Annotated in this window: 16 protein-coding genes; 8 read left to right on the top strand and 8 right to left on the bottom strand. The window is 69.9% G+C overall.

What is annotated here, in order from left to right; all coding sequences use genetic code 11:
• Positions 1-432: 432 nt before the first annotated feature.
• Genes IEZ11_RS42715 through IEZ11_RS42705 form a run of 3 tightly spaced genes read left to right on the top strand, consistent with a single transcriptional unit; the run spans position 433 to position 5,341 of the window.
• Positions 433-4,236 (top strand): hypothetical protein, encoded by a 3,804-nt coding sequence (locus IEZ11_RS42715; protein WP_189268469.1) that lies wholly within the window; start codon positions 433-435, stop codon positions 4,234-4,236.
• Complete coding sequence (locus IEZ11_RS42710; RefSeq protein ID WP_189268468.1) at positions 4,224-4,652, top strand: DUF6086 family protein; 429 nt, start codon at positions 4,224-4,226, stop codon at positions 4,650-4,652. Before IEZ11_RS42715 ends, IEZ11_RS42710 begins: the two co-directional genes overlap by 13 nt.
• Positions 4,649-5,341 carry a hypothetical protein gene (locus tag IEZ11_RS42705; RefSeq protein ID WP_189268467.1) on the top strand — a complete coding sequence of 231 codons (693 nt, stop codon included), beginning with the start codon at positions 4,649-4,651 and terminating at the stop codon, positions 5,339-5,341. The genes IEZ11_RS42710 and IEZ11_RS42705 overlap by 4 nt, the downstream gene beginning before the upstream one ends.
• 34 nt (positions 5,342-5,375) lie before the next feature.
• Here the strand turns inward: IEZ11_RS42705 and IEZ11_RS42700 are convergent, their stop codons facing one another.
• A complete protein-coding gene (locus tag IEZ11_RS42700; RefSeq protein ID WP_189268466.1) occupies positions 5,376-6,005 on the bottom strand; it encodes a TetR/AcrR family transcriptional regulator in 630 nt (209 codons plus the stop codon).
• Between the two features lie 232 nt (positions 6,006-6,237).
• On the opposite strand from IEZ11_RS42700, the gene IEZ11_RS42695 reads away from it, so the two are divergent.
• The 4 genes from IEZ11_RS42695 (at position 6,238) to IEZ11_RS42680 (ending at position 10,559) form a co-directional block, all read left to right on the top strand.
• Positions 6,238-7,209 (top strand): tetratricopeptide repeat protein, encoded by a 972-nt coding sequence (locus IEZ11_RS42695; protein WP_189268465.1) that lies wholly within the window; start codon positions 6,238-6,240, stop codon positions 7,207-7,209.
• 646 nt (positions 7,210-7,855) lie between these two features.
• Positions 7,856-8,503 carry a DUF6230 family protein gene (locus IEZ11_RS42690; RefSeq protein WP_189268464.1) on the top strand — a complete coding sequence of 216 codons (648 nt, stop codon included), beginning with the start codon at positions 7,856-7,858 and terminating at the stop codon, positions 8,501-8,503.
• A gap of 138 nt (positions 8,504-8,641) precedes the next feature.
• A complete protein-coding gene (locus IEZ11_RS42685) occupies positions 8,642-9,199 on the top strand; it encodes a DUF6114 domain-containing protein (RefSeq protein WP_189268463.1) in 558 nt (185 codons plus the stop codon).
• The gene (locus IEZ11_RS42680; protein ID WP_189268462.1) at positions 9,189-10,559 is read left to right on the top strand and encodes a hypothetical protein; all 1,371 of its coding nucleotides are present in this window, start codon (positions 9,189-9,191) and stop codon (positions 10,557-10,559) included. The genes IEZ11_RS42685 and IEZ11_RS42680 overlap by 11 nt, the downstream gene beginning before the upstream one ends.
• A gap of 93 nt (positions 10,560-10,652) precedes the next feature.
• Here the strand turns inward: IEZ11_RS42680 and pyk are convergent, their stop codons facing one another.
• The 3 genes from pyk to pta all read right to left on the bottom strand — a co-directional run bounded on the left by pyk (position 10,653) and on the right by pta (position 15,467).
• On the bottom strand, positions 10,653-12,080 hold the full coding sequence (pyk, locus tag IEZ11_RS42675) for a pyruvate kinase (RefSeq protein WP_189268461.1): 1,428 nt from the start codon (positions 12,078-12,080) through the stop codon (positions 10,653-10,655).
• Positions 12,081-12,153: 73 nt separating this feature from the next.
• On the bottom strand, positions 12,154-13,380 hold the full coding sequence (locus IEZ11_RS42670) for an acetate kinase (protein WP_189268460.1): 1,227 nt from the start codon (positions 13,378-13,380) through the stop codon (positions 12,154-12,156).
• Positions 13,377-15,467 carry a phosphate acetyltransferase gene (pta, locus tag IEZ11_RS42665; protein ID WP_189268459.1) on the bottom strand — a complete coding sequence of 697 codons (2,091 nt, stop codon included), beginning with the start codon at positions 15,465-15,467 and terminating at the stop codon, positions 13,377-13,379. Before pta ends, IEZ11_RS42670 begins: the two co-directional genes overlap by 4 nt.
• Positions 15,468-15,659: 192 nt before the next feature.
• Here pta and IEZ11_RS42660 point away from each other — a divergent pair, with 192 nt between their 5' ends.
• Positions 15,660-16,685: an ATP-dependent 6-phosphofructokinase gene (locus IEZ11_RS42660; protein WP_189268458.1), complete on the top strand. Its 1,026-nt coding sequence runs from the start codon at positions 15,660-15,662 to the stop codon at positions 16,683-16,685.
• Between the two features lie 106 nt (positions 16,686-16,791).
• On the opposite strand, the gene IEZ11_RS42655 is transcribed toward IEZ11_RS42660, so the two are convergent.
• The 4 genes from IEZ11_RS42655 to IEZ11_RS42640 all read right to left on the bottom strand — a co-directional run bounded on the left by IEZ11_RS42655 (position 16,792) and on the right by IEZ11_RS42640 (position 20,716).
• Positions 16,792-17,508 carry a helix-turn-helix domain-containing protein gene (locus tag IEZ11_RS42655; protein ID WP_189268457.1) on the bottom strand — a complete coding sequence of 239 codons (717 nt, stop codon included), beginning with the start codon at positions 17,506-17,508 and terminating at the stop codon, positions 16,792-16,794.
• Positions 17,509-17,608: 100 nt separating this feature from the next.
• A complete protein-coding gene (locus IEZ11_RS42650) occupies positions 17,609-18,439 on the bottom strand; it encodes a carbohydrate ABC transporter permease (RefSeq protein WP_189268456.1) in 831 nt (276 codons plus the stop codon).
• A 7-nt stretch (positions 18,440-18,446) separates the two neighbouring features.
• A complete protein-coding gene (locus IEZ11_RS42645) occupies positions 18,447-19,343 on the bottom strand; it encodes a carbohydrate ABC transporter permease (RefSeq protein ID WP_189268455.1) in 897 nt (298 codons plus the stop codon).
• Entirely contained in the window at positions 19,340-20,716 is a 1,377-nt protein-coding gene (locus IEZ11_RS42640; protein ID WP_373295044.1) for an extracellular solute-binding protein, read from the bottom strand. Before IEZ11_RS42640 ends, IEZ11_RS42645 begins: the two co-directional genes overlap by 4 nt.
• Positions 20,717-20,721: the final 5 nt, after the last annotated feature.

Raw genomic sequence — 20,721 nt, 5'->3', positions numbered from 1 at the left:
CACGATGACGTTCTGTGCCGGCCGCGGGGAGACGGCGAAGGCGCGCCGCGCAAGGCTTGCACAGGTTGTGTCGCCGATCTTCCCCGCCGGGCCGTCGGCGCCGTGGTGACCGTAGGTGAGCGGGCCAGGCAAAGGGCTCTTGATATGTAGGTCAAGCCCATGTCTATGGTGACCTGGGCGCCCGGCCGGATCTGACCAGTCCGCCAGGCCGTGACGCCCTCATCTCGGCGCGCCTGGGGGAGCGCCACGCATCCGTGACGCCGGCTGTGGCCGTGACGTGCCCTGCTTCCTCCCCTCGGCGTGCCGTCGGCACCCGCCACTTCCGAGGGGGAAGCAGTGCGCACATCAGCGCGGTCCGAAAGAGCACCGCGTCACAGACGACGGTTTCGGCAACGCCTCACCGCGGCCACCGTCCTCACCGTCTCGACCTCCGTGGTCGCCGGCCTGATATCCGTTGCTCCCGCGTTCGGCGCCCCGCGCGCCGCCGACGAGCCGGACACCGGCTTCTACCGCAACAGCATCGGCGAACAGGCCCGACTCGACCGCTGCACCGCCGGATTCGCCCTGCACGCCGGTGGTCCGACGATGAAGGCAAAGGCGATCGAGGGCCTGACGGCCGGCGACGGCCAACTCCACGCGGTCATCGGCACCCCGGCCGACGGCTACGCCCAGATGGGCACCGCGATGGACACCGACCGGGATTCCGTCTCCACCTATCTGGACCGTTCCCGCAAGCGCAAGTCGGATCTCGAAGCGGCCAACAAGGTCTACGCCCAGACCTCCGACAGCGACGAGATCACGCTGATCGCGCCGGAGTTCGACAAAGCGGTCACCGACTTCACGGTCGGCGCGGGCCTGGACCTGCTCAAGAGTTTCGGGCAGGACGGCCACGCCGTGCCGAGCAAGGCCGCCATCGACCAGGCCACCGCGGTCTACAACGCGAACAAGGGCAAGGACACCTGGAACGACCAGGCCGCCGCGGACACCCTCAGGGACGCCGGCCGGCCGGCCTACCGCGGCACGACGGCCTCCGACCTCGCCTACTACCTGCGGCACGGCGGCTATCCCGACCAGGCGCCCGCGGCGGACACCGCCGAGTTCCGGGTGGAGGTCGAGGCCCTCAAGGGCGCGTTCGGAGCCTGCGACAGCCTCAACCCGGTCGACGCGCGCAGGGTCATGAACCAGGTCGTTCTGACCGCCGGCGCCGAGTGGGAGCAGGAGTACGCGGCCCAGGCCGGGCAGCGGGCCACGATCATCACGGCGGAGTCGGACGCCTCGAAGGCCGTGCGGGACGCCACCGACGCGATGATCGACTCCGTCGGACAGGCCTGGCTCGCCGAGCAGATCCTGCTGTGGCAGAAGTACTGGGCGGGCCGGCCGGCCGACGACATCCTGCGCCCCGCCAAGAGCGTCTTCGACAAGGCCGGCAAGGATCTGACGAAGGCGCGTGCCAACGCCGCCGCGGCCGCCGACAAGGCGGTCAAGCTGGCCGCCGCGGCGAAGGCCGCCGCCGGGCGTGCCGACACCGCGCAGGGCGACGCGTACAGGATCGCCGACTCCCGTCAGGAGCCGCGCGGGCGCGGTCTGGTGTACGCGCAGCAGTCCGTGCAGGTGGCCAAGGCGTCGTCCGCCGCGGCCGAGGCGGCCTCGCAGGCGGCCCAGGCGGCGTCCAACGCGGCCAGGGCCACCGCCAAGGACACGGCCACCCTGCTCGGACTCGCGCAGACCAAGGCGCACGCGGTGAACACCGAGTTCCGCCGGGTGGCCGCCGAGGAGGCCGCACGCCAGGCCAGGAGCGCCGCGGACTCCGCCGAGGCCTATGCCGCCAAGGCCGCCCAGAACGCGACCACGGCCAAGAACGCGCAGAAGACCGCCGCCGAGCAGAAGGAGATCGCCCGTCAGCAGGCCGAGAACGCGGCTGCCAAGGCGGCCACGGCGGAACGCGAGCGGGCCAACGCCGCCGCCTACCGTGCCACGGCCGCCTCGGAGCGCGGCAAGGCGGAAGCCTCGGAACTGCGGGCCCAGGGGCTGAAGAACTCGGCGACCGGTGCCCGCGGTGACGCCGACAGCGCGGCGGACACCGCCTCCGCGAAGCGGGCCGCCGCCGAACAGGCCGAGTCCGACGCGGAGTTCGCCCGAGACAAGGCGTACGAGGCGGAACGGACCGAGAAGGCCTACGAGTCCCGTGCCGCCGCCCTGGAATCGGCCGCCGCGGCTGCCGTGGGCACCGATGCCGCCGCCGACGCCAAGAAGGCCGCCACCGAGGCGCGTTCGGCCGCCGACCGGGCCGCCGCCGACGCCGCCGGTGCCCGCAGCGCCGCCGCCGACGCCACGACGGCGGCCGTGAACGCCCGTGCCGCCGCTACCAAGGCCAAGGCGAGCGCGGCGAAGTCCCGCCAGGCCTCGGACGAGGCCTGGGACTCCTACTGGGGCGCGTTCAGCGCCGCGCAGACCGCGCACGCCGCCGCGGCCGACGCGATCGAGGCCGCCGGGGAGGCCGCCGACAACGCGCGGAAGGCCGGAGAGGAGGCGGCGAAGGCCAAGGAGCAGGCGAAGGTCGCCCACGACAACGCCGTCGCCGCGCACGACGAGGCCCTCAAGACGGCCAAGTCGGCGGCGGAGACCGTCGGCGAGGCGTACGCGACCACGCAGGCCGCGCTCGCCGCGCGCGACTCGGCCGACAGGGCACGGGCGCCGGCGACGACGGCGATCTCCATGGGCACGGCATATCAGGAGACCGACTCCGCCGCCGCGTTCGCGGTCCTCACCGGACAGCAGGCCCTGTCCCTCGCCGAGCAGCAGGCCAAGGCGGCCGAGGCCAAGTCCGCCGAGGCCCAGCGCATGGCCAAGGACGCACAGGCTCTCGCGGACAAGGCGAGCAAGGACGACAAGGCCGCGGCCACCGCGTCGGCGCAGGCGGCGAAGGACGCCTCGCGTGCGGCGACCGCCTACAAGAACGCGCAGGCCTCGGCCAAGGAGGCGCGGACGGCCGCCGACGCGGCGACGAAGCTCGCGGGCGACGCCGACGGCTACGCGGTCGCGGCCGGCGGCAGCGCGGTGAACGCCACCCTGTCGGCGAACAGCGCCGAGGCGGAGGCAGCGGCCGCCGACAACGAGGCGACGCAGGCGGAGAAGAGCGCCGCCGGGGCCCGGCAGGCCGCCAAGGACGCCACGGACCAGGCGGACGCGGCGGACTTCTCGGCGCGCAGCGCGGCGAGTGACGCCGCCGGTGCGCAGGACGCCGCCGACAACGCCGACAAGGCGGCAGGCGACGCCCAGAAGGCGGCGGATCGCGCGGAGGAGGCGGAACGCCGACGCCTGGCCGAGGAGCGCCGCAATGCCATGGAGAGCGGTGACACGGGTGTCTCCGGCGCCGACGCCCGGCTGACCGCCGACGACCGTGCCCTGCTGCTGAAGACCTGCGGACAGGCGTGCGTGGACGACTGGGACGCGGCCAGTGCCGCGGTCGCCGCGTCCGTCATCGACTGGATCAAGAAGAACGGCGCCGACGTCCTCCTGGAGGTCATCGGTGTCAACGACGCCAAGCGCTGCTTCGGGCAGGGCGACGTGGAGAGCTGTCTGTGGACCGTGGTCAACGCGGCCAGCCTGGTCGCGCTGGTGGGCAAGCTCCCGGCGGTGACGAGGGCGATCGCCCTGATCGGCGCGAAGATCGGCAAGTTCTTCGAGGAGGCGGAGTGGGGCAAGCGCACGCTGGACCAGCTCCGCAAGGCCATCGAGGCGGCGAAGAAGGAGCCCGACAAGGGCTCGATCGGCAAGTCCAGCACGCCGTGCAGTCATTCCGGGGCCGAGAGCTGCAAGAACGTCACGTTCCCGGACAAGGGCCGGCCGAAGCTCGGATCCGACGGCAAGTACCACCTGAAGGAGGGAGACTCCGAGGTCCAGATCGACAACCCGACCGATCTGAGTGACACCATCGGTGACATCGACCTGGTCAAGGACGGTGTGCTGTGGGAGAACAAGACGGCCACGCGGGTCACACTCACCCAGGAGCAGATGCAGAAGTGGGTGAACAAGCACGTCGGCAAGAAGGTCGACTCCTACCTACGGGCCCGCCCCTTCCTGCGCGGCTACGAAGGCGCCCCCATCGGCATCCGCTTCGAGGATCCCGCGATCAACACGATCAACCCCGGAATGAAGGCCCTGGTGGAGAAGCGCATCGCTGAGCTCCGCCGGATCCACCCCGACCTCGACATCCGATTCTGGTGGCCGAATTGAGTTACATCTTCACCCTGAGCGACACCGACGAGGACGTCTGGGAACCGGCCCTGGCGGTCGGCCAGCTCTTCATGGGCGGTGTCAACGCCCTGGGCTCCCTGGTCCTGAAGGTGCCGACCGGGCTCGACGACGTCTCCGGTGACTGGGTGACGGTGGACACCGGCCAGTACGCCGTGTTCGTCGGAGCCGCCCTGAAGAGGCGCGGTTCCACCGGTCACCACGAGTTCATGACCCTGCTGGACGGACTGCTCCCGGTGATGATCATGCTGGCCGACCGGAGTGGCATCGAGATCACCGGAGCCGGCCCTGCCGAACGCGCCTACCTGGAGTGGGCACGCGACCGCGACCGCGTCCTGCGCGGGCACGTCGTGGAACAGCAGGACGGCGCAGTCCACTTCTGGGGCGACGGGGCATGAGAACCACCGCGGGGATCACGGCGGTACTCGTCGGGGCCGTCCTCGTCGCCACGGCCGCCTGCGGTGCGGACGCGGACCGGGACAGGGCAGGAACGGAGCCGGCGAACGGGTCGGCGCGCACCGCGCCCGGTGGGGCGGCCCTCGGCAAGGGCGCCCTCGACAAGGCCGCCCTGGTGGGCACGGTCGCGGGTTACCGGGTGACCAGGACGGCCGCCCGGGACATCCCGCCCGAGGGCGGGTATGCCGTGAACCGCAAGGAGTGCGCGCCCATCGGCGCACTGATCGGCGGTCACCTGCCGGTGCAGCCGGCCGCGGAGGTGTTCCGCACGGTCGAGCCGGTCGACCCGAAGGACGCGACCGTCGGGAACATCTGGCTGTCCTCGTACGGCGACGGCCGTGCCGCCCGGGCGCTGGCCGCGGTCGACACCGCCGTGGACAGGTGCCGGGGCTCTTTCACGACCGTGGGACTCACCTACCACTCGGTCCGGCGCGTCAAGTCGCCCGGATCCGGGGAGGCCGCCTTCCGGGTGACCGCCGACGTGGGCGGGCAGCGGCTCACCATGAACTACCGGGTGGTCCGGTCGGGAGACGTCGTCGCCGGGTTCTACGGGGTGAACATGCTGCACCCCGAGGACGGGGCGATCCCCGATGCCGTGGTGGCCGCCCAGGTGGCACGGCTCGGCGGCTGACCGCCGCCGGACCGGCGGGCGGGGCGCGGGACGCCTACGGGGTGTCCTGCGTCCCGCCCGCCAGGCCCAGCAGCAGGACGCGGGTGAAGTCCCGCACCCACTCCGCGTCGGCCGGCTTGCCGCTCATCAGGGTGCGGTGGACCACCGCGCCCGCCACCATGTCGAAGATCAGGTCCACCGTACGGGCGGCCTCCTCCGGGTCCGGCTCGGAGGGGAGTTCGCCCCGGCACTGGGCGCGGGCCCGGCCCTCCAGGACCAGCCGCTTCTGGCGGTCCACGATGGAGGCGCGGATACGTTCCCGCAGCGCGTCGTCCCGGGTCGACTCGGCGACCGCCGCCATCAGGCCGCTGCGGGCCTCCGGGCGGTCCAGGATCGCCGCGAACTGGAGCACCACGCCCTCGATGTCGTTCGCCAGGCTGCCGCGGTCGGGGAGCTCCAGTTCGTCGAAGAGTTCCGCCACCGCGTCGACGACGAGCTCGTTCTTGCCCGCCCAGCGGCGGTAGAGCGTCGTCTTCGCGACCCCGGCCCGGGTGGCCACGTCTCCCAGGGTGAGCTTGGACCAGCCCAGTTCGACCAGTGCCTGCCGCGTCGCCGCCAGGATCGCCGTGTCCGCGGCGGCGTTGCGCGGGCGGCCGGTACGGCTGGCGGGGGTGCGGCTCTGCATCCCACGACCATAACCGGCGGTTCATGTGATGCCGTGAGGGAGATCACCGGAACGGGGTGTCGCGAGGGTCCCGGATGGTATTACGCTACGAGGCGTAGCGAAAGCTCGTGGGTGACCGCACGGGCGACGACCATGGCGTGGGGTGGGGACCCGGCGCCGCTGAGAAACAGACGTTCGGCCCGGCTTTCACAACGCTTTTCACACACGCGCGGGAACGGGGGAGGATAGACGCATGCAGCCACGGAACATGTCCATGAGCGGCGTCGTCGACCTCGCCGCGGTCAAGGCGGCCCAGGAGGCCAAGACCAAAGCCGAGCAGGCCCGCGCCGAAGCGGCCCGGCACGGTGGGGCCGGCGCCGTCTCCCCGGCCGACCTCGTCATCGACGTCGACGAAGCCGGCTTCGAACGCGATGTCCTCCAGCGATCCGCCGAAGTCCCTGTCGTCATCGACTTCTGGGCCGAGTGGTGTCAGCCCTGCAAGCAGCTGAGCCCGGTCCTGGAGCGCCTCGCGGTCGAGTACGACGGCCGCTTCCTGCTGGCGAAGATCGACGTCGACGCCAACCAGATGCTGATGCAGCAGTTCGGGGTCCAGGGGATCCCGGCGGTGTTCGCCGTCGTCGCCGGGCAGGCGCTGCCGCTCTTCCAGGGCGCGGCCGGTGAGGCGCAGATCAGGGAGACGCTGGATCAGCTGGTGCAGGTCGCCGAGCAGCGGTTCGGGCTGACCGGCCTCGTCGTCGACCCCGACGCGGACCCGGGTGCCCAGCCGGAGCCCGCGCTGCCGGAGGGGCCGCACGACGCGCTCCTCGAAGCCGCCGTCGTGGCGCTGGACGCGGGCGACTTCGCCGGTGCGGTCCAGGCGTACCGGAACGTGCTGAGCGACGACCCGGCCAACAGCGAGGCCAAGCTGGGGCTCGCGCAGGCCGAGTTGCTCCAGCGGGTGCAGGGGATGGACCCGCAGGCGGTGCGCAAGGACGCGGCCGAGAAGCCGGCCGATGCCGAGGCGCAGATCGCGGCCGCCGACCTGGATCTCGTGGGCGGGCATGTCGAGGACGCCTTCGGGCGGCTGATCGAGACCGTGCAGCGGACCGCCGGGGACGACCGGGATGCCGTACGGCGGCGGCTTCTTGAGCTCTTCGAGGTCGTGGGCACCGACGACCCCCGGGTGGTGGGCGCGCGCCGGGCGCTGGCGCGGGCGCTGTTCTGAATCACGGTCTGAACACGGTTCTGACCAGTCGCTAAACGTCACGTCATGTGATGCCCGAGTGAAAGATTTGCCGACGCGGGACCACAGCGGCCGCTCTTTACCAAATCTTGGTAATCGCGGCCGCTGTTACTTGGAGTAAATCAGGCCAGCTGATCTGTCTGATTCTGTCCACGGATCAACTGCTTTGCCCATCCCCTGGATGCCACCCAGAGTCGCGCTCCGAGACCGGTGGGTCGTCCCGCGGTTATCCGCCCGTTACTACCCAGTAACGAAGCCCCTTGTGCGGGCGGCGAGAATGCACCACGATCGGCGACGCTCGGTCCATTCCCGTACCCCGACAACCAGTCGGGCCAAGGGTTCAGGTGGGTCCCCACCGAGCAGAGTCGGCGGCAGTGACGCCGGCTCTTGGGCAGGGGGGTCTTCGCTCTTGCGGCGAAGCCTGTCCAGCAAGGTTGTGCGTGATGCGTGTCAGGCGCGACCAGTGGTTGTCGCTCGGGGGTGATCGCCGGTGATCGAGGTGCGGTTCGTGCCTCCGAGTGCGGGCGCTCCCCTTCCGAGGACGTAGCACTTCTCCCATCCCTGCCCGGCCGAGCCGCCGTTGGGGGCGATACCGGGCCAGGAGATGTACGTCCGAGAAGGAGGAAATATGGAGTCCCAGGTGCGTGGCGGGACCAGATGGAAGCGCTTCGCTGTGGTCATGGTGCCCAGCGTTGCCGCCACGGCGTGTATAGGTGTCGCCCTCGCGCAGGGTGCTCTCGCCGCGTCGTTCAGCGTGTCGGGCCAGCAGTTCAAGGTCACGGCCGACCAGCTCGAGGGCGACGGCTTCGTTCAGTACGGTGCCGTGGACTCGGGTTACACCCTCGCGGGTAAGAGCACCATCCACCCGGTGGCGGTCTCGGCGTTCAACACCGCGACCATCACCAACCTGTGCCAGTCCGTGGTCACCCCGAACGTTCCGATCTTCGGGAACGTCAGCCTGATCCTGCACGCGGGCACCGACAGCAGCAAGCCGGTCGAGGCCAGCAAGCTGTACATCGACCTCGACGACCTGAGCGCCGACGCGACGTTCACCAACATCAACATTGGTGTCGCGGCCAGCAGCTCGACCAAGGGTCCGGGCGTCAAGTCCGACGAGGTCAACAAGCAGCAGACGAACCCGTACGGGTTCGCGCAGGAGGCGGACCACGCCTCGCTGTCCGGCGTGAAGCAGACGGCGTGGGCCACCACCGCCGGAACCTTCAAGCTCAGCGGTCTGCACATGTCGATCTCGACGTCGGGAGCGGAGTGCTACTGAGCACTCTGTGACGGGCGGGGGAGCCGAAGGCACCCCCGCCCTCCACCGTCCCACGGTCTTCAACCGCGGTAAAAGGAACCACCACCGCGCCACACAGCATCACCACCACAGCAACGCCGCACCAGGGAGCTGTTTTCCATGAGCGCCGAGACTCCTGCCGCAACCGGCCAGTTCACCCGCCGGAGGCTGCAGTTCCGCTCCTGGCGGGGCACCCGGCCGTTCTGGGCCGGTCTGTACATCCTGCTCGCCGGTTTCCCGATCATGTACTTCCCGTACGCGCATCTCCAGATCGGCAACCTCACGGTGGCCATGGCCACCACCGCGGGGGCCGGATCCCTGATCATCGGCGTGCTGCTCGTCGTCCTGGGCATCAGCCTCTGGTACCAGAAGCACATCCGCACGTTCGCGGGAATCGCCGCGATCCTGCTGGCGCTGGTGTCCCTCCCCGTGTCCAACTTCGGTGGCTTCGTCATGGGCTTCCTGCTCGCCCTCATCGGCGGTGCGATGGCCGTGGCCTGGTCCCCGGGCGCGCCCCCGAAGCCGCAGCCGGAGGGCGAGATCCCGCCGGCCGGGGACGACGCGCCGGAAGAGGCCGCGTACTTCACGGGCCCGGAGGGTGAGGGCGTGGACGAGTCGAACGACCTGTCAGGAACGAGCCCGGTGAACGGGGCGAACGGGAGGCACAGTGCCGGCTGACGAGGTGACCCACGGGACTGATGTGGACGAGTCCCGTGTGAGAACCGGGCCGCGCCACGCGGCACCCAAGAAGCCGCTGTTCACCAGGTTCCACATGCCCGCGGGCAAGGCCATAGCGTCCGTGGCGATGCCGACGGCCGTGCTCATGGGCTTCGGGTTCACGTCGTCGCTGGCGATCGCCGACACCAACAACACGTCGTCCTCGTCGTCGAAGAGCCTCGCCGAGGACTACAAGGACTGTGTCGCGGCCCTGGACTCGGCCTCGCCCTCCGCCTCGGCGAGCGACGATGCCAAGGACTCGGCCACGCCGTCGGCCACGGCCTCGTCCGACGCGAAGGACTCGACGTCGTCCGGCAGTTCGTCCTCGTCGGACTCGGGTTCCGACGACACGGCCACGCCGAAGCCGTCCGCGTCCAAGTCGTCCTCGTCCTCGGACGATTCGGGTTCCTCGGACTCGTCCGGGTCCGGTTCGTCGGACTCCGGCAGCACGGCCACCCCGTCGCCGTCGGCCTCCGCGAGCAGCGGCAGCGGCGGTCTGCTGGACTCCATCGGGGACGCGATCACCAGCATCCTCAGCGGCGGCAGCACGACGAGTTCGTCCTCGTCGGACTCCACCGCGAGCGCGACTCCCTCGCCGTCGGCGTCCGCGACCGCGGACTCCTCCTCGGCGTCCTCGGAGAAGTCGGACTCGTCCTCGTCGTCCAGCGACGACAGCGGCTCCGACACCGTGTCCAAGACCGTCAAGAAGGTCACGGACACCGTGAAGGACACCACCGACACGGCGACCGAGGCGGCGGCCGACGCCACCAAGGCGGCCGCGGATGCCACGTCCAGTGCGTCGCCGAGCACCTCCGCGAGCTCCAGCACGTCGGCCGACGACTGCGAGGCCGCCACCGACGATGTGAGCGGTGTCGACAACAAGGTCGCGGTCGCGGACGACCCCTGGTACCTGAGCGCCAGCTCGCTGACGCTGAAGAGCGCCGACTACCAGGGCATCGTCACGGTGAAGACGGCCGACGGCAAGACCAAGAAGGTGCTGAAGTACGTCATCTCCGGTGGCACCGACATCGGTGACCTGCACCAGACGGTCAAGGACAAGACCATCGGCAAGACCTACCACGTGCAGGCCGCGTCCGGTTCGACGTCCACGATCCGCGGCGGCACCACGACGATGTACACGGAGTCCATCTCCGGCAACCTGTTCGGCCTGATCCCGATCACGTTCGACGTGGACAACCCGCCGCCGCTGAACATCCCGCTGATCTACTTCACCAACGTGAAGGTCGTCCAGGCGGCCCAGTTCGGCGGCACCCTGCACGTGCCCGGGATGCACCTCTACACCACCGACGGAACCGGCTGACCGCCACCACAGACCCGTCCGGGAGCCGCGAGAAGACTGTGCCCCGCCGAGTGCGAACCCGGCGGGGCACAGTCCTGTCCTCCTACGGCAGCGTCACTTGTTGATGCCGCCGATGTGGTGGACGCGGAGCATGTTGGTGGTGCCGGAGACACCGGGGGGCGAACCGGCCGTGATGATGACGGTGTCGCCCGGGTTGAAGCGGTTGATCTTGGCGAGCTCCTGGTCGACCATGTCGACCATCTCGTCCGTGGTGTTCACGAACGGCACCACGTGCGACTCCACGCCCCAGCTGAGGGTGAGCTGGTTGCGGGTGTTCTCGTCGGTGGTGAAGGCGATGATCGGCTGCTGCGCGCGGTAGCGGGACAGCCGGCGGGCGGTGTCGCCGGACTGGGTGAAGGCCACCAGGCCGCGGCCGCCGAGGAAGTCGGCGATCTCGCACGCGGCACGCGCGACCGAACCGCCCTGCGTGCGCGGCTTCTTGCCCGGGACCAGCGGCTGCAGGCCCTTGCTGAGCAGCTCCTGCTCGGCCGCCGAGACGATCTTCGACATCGTCTTGACGGTCTCCACCGGGTACGCGCCCACGCTGGACTCGGCGGAGAGCATGACCGCGTCGGCGCCGTCCAGGATCGCGTTGGCCACGTCGGAGGCCTCGGCGCGGGTCGGCCGGGAGTTGGTGATCATCGACTCCATCATCTGGGTCGCCACGATCACCGGCTTGGCGTTGCGCCGGCACAGCTCGATCAGGCGCTTCTGCACCATGGGGACCTTTTCGAGCGGGTACTCGACGGCGAGGTCACCACGGGCGACCATCACACCGTCGAACGCCATCACGACGTCCTCCATGTTCTCCACCGCCTGCGGCTTCTCCACCTTGGCGATGACGGGGACCCGGCGGCCCTCCTCGTCCATGATCCGGTGGACGTCGTTGACGTCCTTGGCGTCCCGGACGAAGGACAGGGCGACCAGGTCGCAGCCCATGCGCAGCGCGAACCGCAGGTCCTCGATGTCCTTCTCGCTCAGCGCGGGCACGTTGACGGCCGCGCCGGGCAGGTTGATGCCCTTGTGGTCGGAGACGACACCGCCCTCGATGACGATCGTCCTGACCCGCGCGCCCTCGACGTCCAGGACCTTCAGCTCGACGTTGCCGTCGTTGATGAGGATCTGGTCGCCGCGCGAGACGTCGCCCGGCAGGCCCTTGTAGGTCGTACCGCAGATGGTCTTGTCGCCCGGGACGTCCTCGGTCGTGATGACGAACTCGTCACCGCGCTCCAGCTCCACCGGTCCCTCGGCGAAGGTCTCCAGACGGATCTTCGGGCCCTGGAGGTCGGCGAGCACACCGATGGCGCGGCCGGTCTCCTTGGCGGCGGCCCGGACGCGGTCGTACCGCCCCTGGTGCTCGGCGTGCGAGCCGTGGCTGAAGTTGAACCGGGCCACGTTCATGCCGGCCTCGATCATGGCGACGAGCATGTCGTGGGTGTCGACCGCGGGGCCGAGAGTACAGACGATTTTCGAACGGCGCATGGGGCGATCCTATCGGTTTGTTTCGCTACGGAATATTCCGTCTGGTGGAAGATACAAATGGGCGCTAATGTGCTCAGCTGTTATTTCCGACGGGTGCCGATCCGGTGCCGACGAGCGCGTACGTCTGGGTCGCGATCTCCAGTTCCTCGTCCGTCGGCACCACCGCGACGGCCACGCGCGCGCCGGCCGGGGATATCAGCCGCGCCTCGTCCGCCCGTACGGCGTTCAGCTCCGGGTCGACCGCGAGCCCCAGCCCCTCCAGGCCCGCCATGGCCGCCGCCCGCACCGGGGCCGCGTTCTCGCCGACGCCCGCGGTGAAGGCCACCGCGTCGACCCGGCCGAGGACGGCGCAGTACGCGCCGATGTACTTCTTCAGGCGGTGAACGTAGACGTCGAAGGCGAGGCGTGCCGCTTCGTCGCCCTCGTCGATCCGGCGCCGGATCTCCCGCATGTCGTTGTCACCGCACAGACCGAACAAACCACTCCTCTTGTTGAGAAGAGTGTCGATCTCGTCCATGGACATTCCGCCAACTCGCGCCAAATGGAAAATGACGGCCGGGTCCAGATCGCCGGAACGGGTTCCCATCACCAGCCCCTCCAGAGGCGTCAGGCCCATCGAGGTGTCCACGCAGCGCCCGCCCCGGACGGCCGACGCGGACGCCCCGTTGCCGAGATGCAGCACGATGACGTTCACCTCTTGCGGTGTCCTTCCCAGCAGCCTCGCGGCCGCCCGGGACACGTACGCGTGCGAGGTGCCGTGGAAGCCGTAGCGGCGGATCCGGTACCGGTCGGCGATCGCCGGGTCGATCGCGTAACGCGCCGCGGACTCCGGCATGGTGGTGTGGAACGCCGTGTCGAAGACGGCGACCTGCGGCAGGTCCGGGCGCAGCGCCCGCGCGGTGCGGATCCCGGTCAGGTTGGCCGGGTTGTGCAGCGGGGCGAGCGGGATCAGCCGCTCGATCTCGGCGAGCACCGCGTCGTCGATCACGGTCGGCTCGGTGAAGGACATCCCGCCGTGCACCACCCGGTGCCCGATCGCGGCCAGCTCCGGCGAGTCGAGCCCGAGGCCGTCCGCGGTCAGCTCCTCCGCGACGGCCTTCAGAGCGGCCTCGTGATCGGCGATCGGCCCGTACTGCTCACGGGGGTCGGCGGCCGGGCCGGTGTGCCTCAGCCGTGAGGTCCGCTCGCCGATCCGCTCGACGAGGCCCGTCGCCGGCCGGCTGCCGTCCCGCATGTCCAGCAGCTGGTACTTCACCGACGAGGAGCCGGAGTTGAGGACGAGGACGCGACTGGGACTCACTGGGCGGTCGCCCTTTCGCTCGGGTTCTGGGCCTGGATCGCCGTGATCGCGACGGTGTTGACGATGTCCTGGACGAGGGCGCCCCGGGACAGGTCGTTGACGGGCTTGCGCAGCCCCTGCAGCACCGGCCCGACCGCGATCGCGCCGGCCGACCGCTGCACGGCCTTGTAGGTGTTGTTGCCGGTGTTGAGGTCCGGGAAGATCAGCACACTGGCCTGTCCGGCGACCTCGGAGCCCGGCAGCTTGGTGGCCGCCACCGACGGCTCCACGGCCGCGTCGTACTGGATCGGCCCCTCGATCTTCAGGTCCGGCCGCCGCGAGCGCGCCAGCTCGGTCGCCTCCCGCACCTTGTCCACGTCCGCCCCCGAACCCGACGTACCCGTGGAGTACGACAGCATCGCGATCCGCGGCTCCACACCGAACTGGGCGGCCGTGGCCGCCGACTGGACCGCGATGTCGGCGAGCTGCTCGGCGTCCGGGTCCGGGTTCACCGCGCAGTCGCCGTAGACCAGCACCTGGTCGGCGAGGCACATGAAGAAGACGGACGAGACGATCGACGACCCCGGCCTGGTCCTGATGATCTCGAAGGCGGGCCGGATGGTCGCCGCCGTCGAGTGCACCGAACCCGACACCATCCCGTCCGCCAGCCCCTTCTGCACCATCAGGGTGCCGAAGTAGTTGACGTCGGCGACCACGTCGTACGCCAGCTCCACCGTCATCCCCTTGTGGGCGCGCAGCAGGGCGTACTGCTCGGCGAAGGCGTCGCGCCAGGCGGAGGTGACCGGGTCGATCAACTGGGCGTCGCCGAGGTCGATGCCGAGATCGGCGGCCTTCTTGCGGATCTGGTCGACCGGCCCGAGCAGCGAGATGTCACATACCCCCCGGCGCAGCAGCACCTCCGCCGCGTGCAGCACCCGCGCCTCGGTCCCCTCCGGGAGCACGACCCGGCGCTTGTCGGAACGCGCCTGGTCGAGGAGCTTGTGCTCGAACATCATCGGGGTGAGCCGGTCGCTGCTCGGCGCCGAGACCCGCTTCTTGAGGCCGGTGGTGTCGACGTACCGCTCGAACAGGCCGAGTGCGGTCTCCGCCTTGCGCGGGGTGGCCGCGTTCAGCCTGCCCTCCAGGGAGAACAGCTGGGCGGCGGTCGGGAAGCTGTTGCCGGGCACGGACAGCACCGGGGTGCCGGGGGCCAGCCGGGCGGCGAGGGTGAGGATCTCGTCGGTGGGCCGCTCGTTCAGGGTGAGCAGCACGCCGGCTATCGGCGGGGTGCCGGCGCTGTGCGCGGCGAGCGAGCCGACCACCAGGTCGGCGCGGTCGCCGGGGGTCACCACCAGGCAGCCCGGGGTCAGGGCGGGCAGGAAGTTCGGCAGCGTCGCACCGCCGAAGACGAAGTCCAGCGTGTCCCGGGCCAGCCCGGAGTCGTCGCCGAGCAGCACCTTCGCGTCGAGCACCTGTGCGATCTGGGCAACCGTCGGCGCGGACAGCGCGGGCTCGTCCGGCAGCACGTACACCGGCACCGGCAGCCGTCCGTCGATCCGCCCGGCTATCTCGTCCCGGTCCTCGCGGGCGACCCGGTTGGCGATCATCGCCAGCACGTCGCAGCCGAGACCGTCGTACGCCCGGAACGCGTTGCGGGTCTCGGCCAGCACCGACTCCGCGCTCTGGTCGCGGCCGCCGACCACCGGGATCACCGAGGCACCGAACTCGTTGGCGAGCCGGGCGTTGAGGGACAGCTCGTCCGGGAACTGGGTGTCGGCGAAGTCGGTGCCGAGGACGAGGACCACGTCGTAGTCGCGGGCGACCAGGTGGAAGCGGTCGACGAGGGTGGAGACCAGTTCGTCGGCGCCGCGCTCGGCCTGGAGGGCGGACGCCTCGTGGTAGTCCATGCCGTAGACGGTCGCCGGATCCTGGGAGAGGCGGTACCGCGCACGCAGCAGCTCGAACAGACGGTCGGGACCGTCATGGAGGAGGGGGCGGAACACCCCGACCCGGTCGACCTGCCGGGTCAGCAGTTCCATCACGCCCAGCTCGACCACCTGGCGGCCGTCGCCGCGGTCGATCCCGGTCACGTACACGCTGCGCGTCACGTGTGCACTCCGTTCCGTCCTCGCCATGCCACAAAAAGCCGGGTATAAAAATCGCCCGCCGGGGTGAGCGGGACCCTCTTGACAGTACCCCCGGTGCCGGATAAGGCGCCCGTCAGGATTTCGGTGCACCGTACGGCATGAAACAATCGGATCGGCTCACCGGTCACGACAGCGAGCAGGAGACACACCACCATGCGCATCGGAGTTCTCACCGCAGGCGGCGACTGCCCCGGCCTGAACGCCGTCATCCGATCGGTGGTACACCGGGCTGTCGCTCAGTACGACGACGAGGTCATCGGTTTCGAGGACGGCTTCCGGGGCCTGCTCGACGGCCACTACCGCACCCTCGACCTGGACGCCGTCGGCGGCATCCTGGCCCTCGGCGGCACCATCCTGGGCTCGTCGCGACTGGAGCGGGACCGCCTGCGCGAGGCGTGCGACCGGGCCACCGACATGGTGGCGGAGTTCGGCATCGACGCGCTGATCCCGATCGGCGGCGAGGGCACGCTGACCGCGGCCCGCATGCTGTCCGACGCGGGCCTGCCGGTCGTCGGCGTCCCGAAGACCATCGACAACGACATCTCCTCCACCGACCGCACCTTCGGCTTCGACACCGCGGTCGGTGTCGCCACGGAGGCGATGGACCGGCTGAAGACCACCGCCGAGTCCCACCAGCGGGTGATGGTCGTCGAGGTGATGGGCCGGCACGCCGGCTGGATCGCCCTGGAGTCCGGGATGGCCGCCGGCGCCCACGGCATCTGCCTCCCCGAGCGGCCCTTCGACCCCGCCGACCTCGTCAAGATGGTCGAGGAGCGGTTCTCCCGCGGCAAGAAGTTCGCCGTGGTCTGCGTGGCCGAGGGCGCGCATCCCGCCGAGGGCACGATGGACTACGGCAAGGGCGCGATCGACCAGTACGGCCACGAGCGCTTCCAGGGCATCGGAACGGCCCTGGCGTACGAGCTGGAGCGGCGGCTCGGCAAGGAGGCCAAGCCGGTCATCCTCGGGCACGTCCAGCGCGGCGGCACCCCCACGGCCTACGACCGCGTCCTCGCGACCCGGTTCGGCTGGCACGCGGTGGAGGCGGCCCACCGGGGCGACTTCGGCAGGATGACGGCGCTGCGGGGGACGGACATCGAGATGGTGCCGCTCGCGGAGGCGGTGACCGAGCTGAAGACGGTGCCGAAGGACCGGATGGACGAGGCGGAGTCGGTTTTCTAGGGCCGGGTCCCGTCTCGTACCGCGGATGCGCGGAGCCGCACACCGAACACGGCCCGCGCTTCTTCCGGGCGCGTCCGGACCGGGCCCGTCCGGACCGGGCGCGTTCTCATAACTCGGTCCACCCCGCGCGGCTCCAGAAGTGCTTGACGATCCGGGCCAGGAACTCCTGCCCCTTGTCGTGGGCGTCCTCGCCGACCACGGTCGTGCCGCGCCAGGCCGGCGTCGCCGTCATCTGCCACTGGTAGTCCTCGAACAGGACCCGCAGGGTGTGCTCGATCAGCCGTTTGTCCAGCGGTACCACCTTGCCCACCCGGCGGATCTGGGTCTGCCAGCGGGTGGTGACCGCGCTGCGGAGCAGTTCGGCGAGTTCCTCCTCCCGGCCCGTGATGGTGACGAAGTCGGGCATGGAGAGCCGCAAGGTGTCGGCCAGGACGGCCGACTGGCGTTCCGTGCCCTGCCAGTCCTCGTGCTCCTCCATCCTGAGATACGCGAGGACATCGATGTCAACGGCCAGCGCCACCTCCTCCGGGGCGAGGCCCCGGGCGATCCGGTGCTCGCGCAGGGTGCGGGGGCGGTCGATCAGCTCGCCCGGTGAGCACCACAACACGCCTGCCAGCGCTATGAGTTCGGGCCTGCTCGGAACCGCTTCCCCCTGCTCCCAGGCGAGCACGAGATCCACGGAGGCGTAGGACAGGTCGAAGGAGGCCTGCAGATGCTGGGCCACGTGCTCGGGCCCCATGCCGAGAGCGGCCCGGAGTCTGCGGGCGGTGAGGGCGTTGAAGGGAGGACCTGGCTGGTTCGGCAGAGCTGGGGGTCGGCGCACAGCCGACAAGCTAGGCGCACCCAAGGGGACTTGACACGGTCCGTCCGGCCAGGAACACGGATTGCGCGAACGGGCTGTTTCGCCCGTACACCTGACCTGTTCATCCCTTGACGGCGCCGCCCAGGGTGAAACCGCTTCCCATCCGGCGCGCGACCAGGAGGTACAGCAGGATCACCGGCGTCGAGTAGATGACGGAGAAGGCGGCGAGCTGACCGTAGGCGACGCTGCCGCGGTTGCCGAAGAAGTCGTTGATGCTGACCGAGGCGGGCATCTGGTCCGGCGAGAGCAGCAGCATGAACGGGACGAAGAAGTTGCCCCACATCATCACGAAGGCGAAGACGGTGACGACGGCGAGACCGGGTCCCATGAGCGGCAGCACGATCCGCACCAGCGACTGGGCGGCGTTGGCGCCGTCCGTCCAGGCGGCCTCCTCCAGTTCCTTCGGTACGCCGTCCATGAAGTTCTTCATCAGCCAGATGGCGAAGGGGAGTTGGGAGGCGGTGAAGAACAGGATGGTTCCCTGCACGGTGTCGATCAGGTTGATCTGTACGAACAGCGCGTACACCGGCACCATGATCGCGGTGATGGGCAGGCTCGTCGCGAAGAGGATGGAGAGCAGGAACGGCCGGTTGAGCCGGGAGCGGTAGCGGGAGAGCGGGTAGGCGGCGAGGGCGGCACAGCCGACGGTCAGCACGGTGGCGCCCCCGCACAGGATCAGGCTGTTGAGGAGCGGGGTGTAGGTGATGTCGGGGGTGAGGACGGCGTCGAGGTTCCCGAAGGTGAACCCGTCCGGGATCTTCACCCGGAGATCGGCGTGCGGGTCGACGGCGGAGAGCAGCACCCAGGCGAGCGGCAGCACGAAGGCGGCGGCCACGACGAGGAGCCCGAGGTCGGCGGCGAGCCGCCGGGAACGGCGTTGACTCCGGGGCACGGTTGTCTCACACCTCCGTACGCAGCAGCCGCATGTAGACGACGGAGAAGAGCGAGCCGACGAGGAGCAGCAGCAGGGCGACCGCGGTGCCGTACCCGATCATGCTGTTCTGGAAGGCCTGTTCGTACATGAAGAGGGGCAGGGTCTGGCTCCGGTCGCCGGGCCCGCCGCGGGTCATCACCCAGATCAGCCCGAAGACGGAGAGCGTCTGGAGGGTGTTGAGCATCAGGTTGGTGCCGATGGACCGCCGGATCATCGGCAGCGTGATGTGCCACATCCGGCGCCAGCCGCCGGCGCCGTCGACCTCCGCCGACTCCTCGATCTCGTTCGGTATCTCGTCCAGGGCGGCGGAGTAGACGAGCATCGAGAAGGCAGTGCCCCGCCAGACGTTGGCGAACGACACGGCGAGGATCGGCAGTGTGAACAGCCAGTTCTCGGACGGGAGATGGAGGAGGCCGAGGAGGGCGTCCAGGGTTCCCTCCCGCCGGAAGAAGGCGTACAGCAGGAAGCCCGCGACGACCTCCGGCAGCACCCAGGCCGTGATCACGATCCCGCCGGTGAGCGTCCGCACCGGCTTGGACGCCCGCCGCATCAGCGTGGCGAGCGCCAGCCCCAGGGTGTTCTGCCCGACGAGCGCGGAGAGCACGGTGAAGACCAGGGTCAGCCAGACGGCGTTCAGGAAGGCGTCGTCGTGGAACGCCCTGCGGAAGTTGGCGAGGCCGACGAAGGAGGAGTGCGCCTGGCCGGTGAGCTGGAGGTCGGTGAAGGCGAGGTAGGCGCAGTAGACGATGGGCCCGCCGAGGAAGAGCAGGAGCAGGACCAGGGCGGGGGCGAGCGGCAGGACGCGCAACACCCGCCGGGTGAGCGGGGAACGGCTGACCGGGTGACTCGCCGGGTGGCTCACCGGGTGACCACCTGGCCGTCGGTGACGTCCTTGAGTGCCGAGTCGTACTGGCTCGCCGCCTTGTCCACCGACGCGTCACCGGTGGTCACGCTCTCCATGGCCTCCTGGATGGCGGTGGAGACCTTCGGGTAGGCCGAGTAGGCGGGCCGGTAGTGCGTACTGGCGACCAGATCGGTGAAGAACCCGATGCTGGGCTGGGCGGACGTGTACGACGGGTCGCTCGCGACGTCCTTGCGCACCGCGATCCCGGAGTTGGCGATGTACCACTTCTCGGCGTTCGCCTTGGTCTGCATGGTCTTGATGAAGTCGAAGGCGAGGTCGGGATTGCCGGCCTTGGCGGGTACGGCCCAGGTCCAGCCCCCGGACATGCTGACCTTGCCGGGAGCCTGGCCGTGCTGGGTGGGCATGTAGGCGAGCCCGAGTTCCTTGGACCAGTCGGGCCACTCGTGCCCGCTGCCCCTGCCCCACGACTGCGGCAGCCAGGACCCGTCGAGGTTGATGCCCAGTCTGCCCTGGGGCATGAGCTCACCCCAGACGGTGTTCCGGTAGTTGGGGTCGAGCGCGTCGGAGACGTCCGGGCCCAGCTTCTCCTTGTACACGGTCCCGACGAACGACAGCGCGTCCTTGAACGCCTGGCTCCCGGCGATCCACTTCTTGCCCGCCTTGTCGTAGAGCGGGTCGCCGGTCCCGTCGCCGGTGCCGTACAGCAGCATCTCGAACCCCTGCATGCTGGCGGTCTCGCCGGCCGGTTTGCCGGTGTAGACGTTGAGGGGCGTGACGCCGGGGACCTTGTTCCTTATCGTCCGGGCGGCGGCGAGCACGTCGTCCCAGCTCTTCGGCTGCCAGTCGGCCGGCAGCCCGGCCTTCGCGAACACGCGCTTGTCGAACCACAGGCCGCGGGTGTCGGTGCCGTCGGGGACGCCGTACGTCTTCCCGTCCTCCCCCTTCGCGGCCGTCTTCGCGGTGTCGATGAACTGCGCCCAGTCGCCCCACTTGGCGAGGTAGGCATCGAGGGGCTTCAGATACCCGCTGGTGATGTCGGAGTTGATGAGGAAGGTGTCCTCGTAGACGAGGTCGGGCGCGGTTCTCGGCGACCGGAGCATCTGCTCCAGCTTGGTGTAGTAGTCGGCGTCCGAGGCCTTGACGGGGACGAGTTCGACCTTCTTCCCCGGGTACTCCTTCTCGAACTGCTTCTTGATGTCCGCGAGGTAGTTGTCCGTCACCTTGACGGAGTTGTCCATGGACTCCTTGAAGGAGACCTTGACGGTGTCGGGGCTGCTGGATCCGCTGCCGCACGAGGTGAGGGACGCGGTGGCGGCTGTGGTGACGAGAGCGAGGGCAAGGATGCTGACGGCGGTGGGGCGCACGGGCACGACCT

This window comes from Streptomyces fuscichromogenes (assembly GCF_014645815.1).
GTDB classification, from domain to species: Bacteria; Actinomycetota; Actinomycetes; order Streptomycetales; family Streptomycetaceae; genus Streptomyces; species Streptomyces fuscichromogenes.
The sequence above is the reverse complement of the archived record's forward strand: the minus strand, read 5'-3'. Positions and strand labels throughout refer to the sequence as shown.

Excerpts from the sequence above, each read along its gene's own strand:
- IEZ11_RS42660 (WP_189268458.1), top strand. The coding sequence starts at position 15,660 with ATGCGCATCGGAGTTCTCACCGCAGGCGGCGACTGCCCCGGCCTGAAC.
- IEZ11_RS42685 (WP_189268463.1), top strand. The coding sequence starts at position 8,642 with ATGAGCGCCGAGACTCCTGCCGCAACCGGCCAGTTCACCCGCCGGAGG.
- pyk (WP_189268461.1), bottom strand. The coding sequence starts at position 12,080 with ATGCGCCGTTCGAAAATCGTCTGTACTCTCGGCCCCGCGGTCGACACC.
- IEZ11_RS42695 (WP_189268465.1), top strand. The coding sequence starts at position 6,238 with ATGCAGCCACGGAACATGTCCATGAGCGGCGTCGTCGACCTCGCCGCG.
- IEZ11_RS42705 (WP_189268467.1), top strand. The coding sequence starts at position 4,649 with ATGAGAACCACCGCGGGGATCACGGCGGTACTCGTCGGGGCCGTCCTC.
- IEZ11_RS42700 (WP_189268466.1), bottom strand. The coding sequence starts at position 6,005 with ATGCAGAGCCGCACCCCCGCCAGCCGTACCGGCCGCCCGCGCAACGCC.
- IEZ11_RS42690 (WP_189268464.1), top strand. The coding sequence starts at position 7,856 with ATGGAGTCCCAGGTGCGTGGCGGGACCAGATGGAAGCGCTTCGCTGTG.